The organism is Komagataeibacter kakiaceti JCM 25156, assembly GCF_000613305.1.
Genome location: NZ_BAIO01000664.1, coordinates 1 through 1,080, shown reverse-complemented (window position 1 = coordinate 1,080; position 1,080 = coordinate 1). Strand labels below are relative to the sequence as shown.

Annotated in this window: 3 protein-coding genes; all 3 read right to left on the bottom strand. The window is 66.2% G+C overall.

What is annotated here, in order from left to right:
• Nucleotides 1-391: inositol monophosphatase family protein (locus JCM25156_RS25900; RefSeq protein ID WP_034960830.1), on the bottom strand; the 391-nt coding region annotated here is incomplete at its 3' end.
• Between the two features lie 30 nt (nt 392-421).
• On the bottom strand, nt 422-739 hold the full coding sequence (locus JCM25156_RS31670) for a c-type cytochrome (protein ID WP_242402737.1): 318 nt from the start codon (nt 737-739) through the stop codon (nt 422-424).
• A gap of 22 nt (nt 740-761) precedes the next feature.
• Nucleotides 762-926, bottom strand: coding sequence for a hypothetical protein (locus JCM25156_RS31665; protein WP_242402736.1), 165 nt, complete (start codon nt 924-926; stop codon nt 762-764).
• Nucleotides 927-1,080 lie beyond the last annotated feature (154 nt).

Below are 1,080 nucleotides of genomic sequence, written 5' to 3'. Positions count from 1 at the left end.
CATAGCGCGTCGGCTCACCACGCAGGCCGATCCACCGTTCCCCCGTAACCGGCTGGTCGATCACGCCCAGCAGGGGCGTGTTCCCATGCAACAGGGCGATCAGCGTGCCAAAGGTTGGCCGTCCGGTCAGGAAGGCGCGCGTGCCATCCACCGGGTCGATCACCCAGCGATAGGGGCTTTCTCCACCCTCAAGGCCGAATTCCTCGCCCATTATGCCAAAACCGGGCAGGCGTTCGGACAGCACGGCCCGAATCGCGCGTTCCGCCGTGCGGTCGGCCACGGTCACGGGGCTGCTGTCGCCCTTGTCATCCGCCGCGATGCCACGGCGGAAGAAGGGCAGCACGACCGTCCGCGCCACATCGGCCGCCGCATGGCGGCTCCAGCACGTCATCACGCGCGAACCCGGCGGGCAGGGTGGGCATCACGGCGTTTCCGCATGCAGGGAACGCAGATAGGCGATCAGATCCGCCCGATCCGTTTCCGACGCGATGCCGGGAAAGGACATCTTGGTGCCCGGCGCGTAATCGGACGGACCGGCAAGCCAGGCGGACAGGGTCGCGTTGGTCCATGTCTCGTCCTTGTGCGCCTTCAGCGCCTCGGAGAATTCGTAGCCCGGAATATCGCCCACATGCGTGCCGAACACGCCAAACAGGTCCGGCCCGATAAAGGAGGGGCCATTCGGGGCGAGGCTGTGGCACATGGTGCATTGCCGCTCGGCAATGGCGCGTCCCTTTTCCACGCTGGCTTTCGCTACAAGATCATCAATGGAAGCCCCCGCCGGCGCCGCCGGATGGGGAATGGGCCACGTCGGGCTTCGCGGGCAGCGGTTCCGGCACCGCCGTATGGGCGACACCCCAGCTTGCCCCTACCGCCAGCGCGGCGATGAGGCAGGCCGCCCCGATCTGGTTTAGGCTGGCACTGTTCATGGAATCTGGTGTCCTTCCCATACGGTTGCATGAAGACCACTCCTTACCTAGACTGCCGCGCGCTGTGTGAAGCATGCCGGGCAGCGGGCGGCCCCTGCCGCCGCCACAGATTACGGATGGCCCAGACCCAGATCCCATGAAGCCCATTGTTCTG

Excerpts from the sequence above, each read along its gene's own strand:
- JCM25156_RS31665 (WP_242402736.1), bottom strand. The coding sequence starts at position 926 with ATGAACAGTGCCAGCCTAAACCAGATCGGGGCGGCCTGCCTCATCGCC.